Here is a 324-nt window from a genome sequence, read left to right as displayed (position 1 = left end):
AGATGGAGATGCTGAAAATTCGGAAACCCAGGTTTGGCTGGAGTATGCCTTTAGATGTAAATACCTTTTAGAAGAGGATTATAAAAAATTACAGGTGGAGAGTGAAGAGGTTGGCAAATTAATTAATTATATGATCCTTAACCCCGGGAAGTTCGGGGTCAAAACAGAAGAATAATTTTTCTTATAAATAACTGATCACTGACCACTGATCACTGAACACTTAAAAAACATGGAGCTCCTCGACGGTAAAAAACTAAGCAACGAAATTCAGGAAGAAATTGCCCTGGAAGTAAAGAAAATGAAAGATCGCGGGGAGAAGGTACC

General features: G+C 38.3%; 1 protein-coding gene. It reads left to right on the top strand.

The annotated features are described in order from the left end of the window. Nucleotides 1–175, top strand: a 175-nt coding sequence (locus tag HC176_RS18505; protein WP_167920451.1) for a four helix bundle protein, incomplete at its 5' end; no start/stop codon positions are given. Nucleotides 176–324 lie beyond the last annotated feature (149 nt).

It is taken from the genome of Tamlana crocina (assembly GCF_012037625.1).
This window is presented reverse-complemented; position numbering and strand designations above follow the sequence as displayed.